The organism is Mesorhizobium sp. M7A.F.Ca.CA.002.04.1.1 (assembly GCF_004022805.1).
In the GTDB taxonomy this organism is placed as follows: Bacteria; Pseudomonadota; Alphaproteobacteria; order Rhizobiales; family Rhizobiaceae; genus Mesorhizobium; species Mesorhizobium ciceri.
In genome coordinates this window covers 1-4432 of record NZ_RZPL01000492.1, presented here as the reverse complement: position 1 = coordinate 4432, position 4432 = coordinate 1, and the positions used below count along the sequence as shown (strand labels likewise).

Annotated in this window: 3 protein-coding genes and 1 pseudogene; 3 read left to right on the top strand and 1 reads right to left on the bottom strand. The window is 61.1% G+C overall.

Annotated elements, in window-relative coordinates; translation table 11 throughout:
• The 3 genes and pseudogenes from ENZ75_RS22535 to ENZ75_RS22525 form a co-directional block, all read left to right on the top strand.
• Positions 1-356: pseudogene (locus tag ENZ75_RS22535) on the top strand (xanthine dehydrogenase family protein subunit M); the annotation flags it as partial.
• 3 nt (positions 357-359) lie between these two features.
• Positions 360-2639 carry a xanthine dehydrogenase family protein molybdopterin-binding subunit gene (locus ENZ75_RS22530; RefSeq protein ID WP_063168018.1) on the top strand — a complete coding sequence of 760 codons (2280 nt, stop codon included), beginning with the start codon at positions 360-362 and terminating at the stop codon, positions 2637-2639.
• A gap of 23 nt (positions 2640-2662) precedes the next feature.
• Positions 2663-3124: a RidA family protein gene (locus ENZ75_RS22525; protein ID WP_063168017.1), complete on the top strand. Its 462-nt coding sequence runs from the start codon at positions 2663-2665 to the stop codon at positions 3122-3124.
• A 46-nt stretch (positions 3125-3170) separates the two neighbouring features.
• Here ENZ75_RS22525 and ENZ75_RS22520 read toward each other — a convergent pair.
• The coding region (locus ENZ75_RS22520) for an HAD hydrolase family protein (RefSeq protein WP_128278323.1) at positions 3171-4432 on the bottom strand (1262 nt) is incomplete at its 5' end.

Genomic DNA, 4432 nt, shown 5'->3' with positions numbered 1-4432 from the left:
TAACCGCCATCGAAGTGCGGCTCGAACGGTGGAGCAGCCGGTCGCGCTATCTGAAGATTCGTGATCGCGAATCCTACGCGTTTGCGTTGGCGTCCGCGGCTGTTGCGCTCGACATGGATGGCGAGACGGTAAGGAGTGCGCGCATTGCGCTTGGTGGTGTGGCGACGGTGCCGTGGCGGGCGCGCGAAGCAGAGGACGCGCTACAGGGCAAAGTGCTTGACGAAGCCGCGGCGCAAGAGGCTGCCGAGGCTGCCTTCGCCGATGCCAGACCGCGCGAGCATAACGCATTCAAGATACCGCTCGGCAAGCGCACGCTGGTGCGGGCGCTGCTCGAAACCCGGGATATGAAGGGCTGAGCCATGAACCAAGCTGCACCCGCCCCCAGGGAAAACCAGGGCGATCCGGTTGTCCGCATTGACGCCCGGCTAAAAGTTACCGGACAGGCCGGCTATCCCGCCGACATCGTCACGGCCAACGTCGCCTACGGTGCCCTTGCCACCAGCAGCATTGCCCGGGGCAAGGTTTCGGGACTTCACACGAAAGACGCCCGGGCCGTACCCGGTGTGCTGGACATCGTCACCTATGACGATATGGACAAGACCGACACGCCGAAATTCGGCAACACCGGCGCAAGTTCGATCGGGCCTTTGCACGACAAGACGGTTTTTCACGACGGTCAGATCATCGCTCTGGTGGTTGCCGAGACCTTCGAGGCGGCGGAGGAAGCCGCAATGTTGATCCGCGCCGACTATGAGGACGAACGGCCCGCCGCCAGCTTTGATTCCAAGGGCGTGAAGATGGAGCCGGCTGCCGGCAAAAACCCTATGTTCAAGGAGGATGCGAAGGCCGGTGATTTCGATGCCGCCTGGGCGGATGCGACGGTAAAGATCGACGAAAAATATTCGACACCGACCCAGCATCACAATCCGATCGAACTGTTTTCGACCACCGCAATATGGCAAGGCGACCAGTTGACCATACACGAGCCCAGCCAGAACGTTACCGGCTGGAAGGTGGAACTGGCACGCCAGCTGAAGCTCGATCCGGCCAATGTGCGGATCGTCAGTCCCTATATCGGCGGCGCCTTCGGCTCCAAGGGGCCGATGACGGCACGCACCGCTATCGTTGCCGTCGCGGCGCGACGCATTGGCCGCCCGGTTCGTTGCGTCGTCAATCGCATGCAAGCCTTCGGTACGCAGACCTATCGCGCCGAAACGCGGCATCGGATCCGCATGGGCGCCGGCAAGGACGGCCGCATCACGGCGTTCGGACATGAGGCCTGGGAGGTGACGTCACGCCCCGACCCTTATGTCGTCGGCGGCACGTCCGCCACCGCGCGCATGTACAATTACGGCGCCGTTCTGACGCATGTTTCGCTGGTTCATGCCGACCGCAACACGCCTGGCTACATGCGATCGCCGCCGGAGACGCCTTATGTCTACGCGCTGGAAAACGCCATGGACGAAATGGCCGTGGCCCTCGGCATGGATCCTGTCGAGTTTCGTCGCATCAATGAACCGGAGAAGGAGCCCATCGGAGGCAAGCCATTTTCCAGCCGCTCACTCATCAAGTGCTACGACCAGGCGTCGGAGGCCTTTGGCTGGTCGAAGCGCGATCCCAAGGTCGGCTCGATGCGCGACGGCGACTGGCTGGTCGGGATGGGCTGTGCGACGGCGATCTATCCGACTGCCGCCGCGCCCTGCGCGGCCCGGGTTCGTCTCACCGCCGACGGCGAGGTTCGGATCCAGTGCGGCTCGCATGAAATCGGCACCGGCGTTCGCACCATTGCCGGCCAGATGGCGGCCGAAAGACTGGGCATCGGCATGGACAAGATCAGCGTCGAGATGGGCGACAGTGCCTTGCCGCCGGCTCCCGTGTCGGGCGGATCGATCTCGACCGCCAGTGTCTGCTCGGCGGTCATGAAAGCCTGCGACGCGATACGCGAAAAGCTGTTCGCCGCCGCTGCGGGCAGGGGGGCTCCGCTGGCCGGTTCGGGCAATGCGAAGCTGGACTTGAAGGACGAAGAGGTCGTCACCGAGACCGGCAAATCCGCAAAGCTGGCTGATGTCTTCAAGGCTATGCAAGTCGGCGCCATCGAGGAATATGCCGAGTTTGCGCCGAAGGGTTCTTCGCCTGAAGCCCTCAGCAAACTCTATGCCGGACAGTCGGAATTTCATGGTGGAGAGAACGACGAAGATTCGGTCAAATATGCCTTTGGCGCCGAGTTCGTCGAAGTGCGCATCAACAGCTATACACGCGAAATCCGGGCCCCGCGCATCGTCGGGGCCTTCGCCGCCGGGCGCATCATGAACACGCGCACCGCGCGCAGCCAGCTGATGGGTGGCATGATCTGGGGTATCGGCCAGGCGTTGCACGAGGCGACGGAAATCGATCAGCGACACGCGCGCTACGTCAACCGCGACCTGCAGGACTATCTCGTACCGGTCAACGCCGACATCAAACAGGTCGACGTTATCCTGGTCCCCGAAATCGACCATCAGGTCAACCCTGCCGGCGTCAAGGGTTTGGGCGAACTCGGCAATGTCGGAACGGCTGCTGCCGTGGCGAGTGCCGTCTATCATGCCACCGGCAAGCGCATTCGCGATCTGCCGATCAGAATAGACGATTTGATAGGCTGACGATCAAGAGTTCTGGACGAAGCATGGAACTCGTAACCCATAAGAAATTCAAAAACGGAAAGTTGATGCCGTGGGGAAAAGGCACGGTCGTCTCCGGAGCAAAGGGATTTGTCTACCTTTGCGGAAATACGGCAACCGCCGAAAATTATGATCCGACCGGAAAGAGAGGAGGGGGATTCACTGGCGATGCGGCGGCACAGTGGCGTGCAATTCTGGCGAACATCAAATCAGATCTGGAAGAACTCGGCAGCGCGCTCGACTATCTCATCCGGCTGACCTTCTTCATCAAGGGGCCATTTCCCGATGGCGGCGTTCTGAGTTCACCCAATTTTCGTCTCGACGTACTGGACGAGTTCTTTGCCGAGCATTGCCCGAAGCACTGCAGCTATAACAACCCGCCGCCTTCGGAGGTGATCGGAGTTGCAGCGCTTGCGCAAGCCGACATCGTCGTTGAAATTGTCGCGGTGGCGGCGTTGCCTGACTGAAGAATTTCGCATGCAGCGCTGGCTTGATTGCCTTGGCTCTCGCGTGTCACTCCGGGGCTGTGGCGGGAGCCGTGTAACGGCGGCGCACGGCATCAAGCACCCGCTTGCGGCTCTCCTCCGCCGACAGGGTCTTGTCCTCTTCCGCCTCGGCGGTTTCGCGCGCCAGGTCCTTGTCCCTGATCTGATGTCGAAACCATTTGGAATAGTCGCCGGTGCGCAAATGAAACTCCCAGGTCTTGTCATCTATGCCCTCGGCGATCTGAGCGAAGATCATCAGATTGTGAGCCCTGAGATTCATCGCATTCTCAGGGCCATGGAAATAGAAGCTGCCGGCTTCGTCGAGCTGGCCTTCGGCATATTTCCGGCTGTGCCGCTTGAGTGACTGACGTGGTTCGACCACTTTGACCGTCTTGACTTTTTTGCCTGCCTGCGGCCGCCAGAACAGCACGCGCGCACCTTTCGGGCTGGGGATGACCTTCGGCGGCTCAATGCCGGTTTCACGGCAGAAGACCTTCACGACGTCCTTTGCCTTGGGGCCAAGCGCAATGATGGCTGTCACCAGGCGCAAGGCGTCTGTCGAGATCGCCTCGGGGTGAACGGTGATCAGGATTGTGCCAGGCAATTCCAATGACAGAACCGCCCGCGTATCGTCGCGCCGCTTGGGCAGAAGATGATGCGCTTCATCGATCACGAGCCAGTGCGGTCTCGCGGTGCGCCGGCGGAAACTGCTGAGGCCAGGCAGCAGGTCGGCAAAGAAATCCGGCCTCTCGTCGACCCGCAGGGCCAGTCCATTGACGACTATGTTGCTGTCGGCCTTGGCGATCAGATCGAGCACTTGCGCCTTTGTCGGCGCGCTTGAGCCGTCTCCCAGGCGAACGGCGCCTTCGAGGCCATCATAGTCGCCTTCGGGATCGAAGACACAAAACTGAAAGCCGCTTTCGACGAAGCGTTCGGTCAGCGCGGTGGCCAAGGTGGATTTACCGATACCGGAACTCCCGGCAATGAGGATCGTGTCGCTCGGCGACAGGTAGGTATCATCGCCGCCAGATGATCCAAGAACGATGCCGTCATGGCGCTTCGGCACTATCGCGTGATCACGCTTTATCAGCTTTGCGATCAGTTGCTCCACGCCTTTGCCTCGGGCGCCAGGCATGATCAGGTTGGCTGTATCCTTGACCGCCGGAATTGCATTGTCGACGGCGACGCTGCAGCCACAGGCTTGCAGGAACGCATGATCGTTCTCGGCGTCGCCGACGCCGACGACGTTGTGCGGCGAAAGTCGAAGGTCCTGAAGGACCGCGGCGAGCC

Coding starts and splice junctions, on each gene's coding strand:
- ENZ75_RS22530 (WP_063168018.1), top strand. CDS start 360: ATGAACCAAGCTGCACCCGCCCCCAGGGAAAACCAGGGCGATCCGGTT.
- ENZ75_RS22525 (WP_063168017.1), top strand. CDS start 2,663: ATGGAACTCGTAACCCATAAGAAATTCAAAAACGGAAAGTTGATGCCG.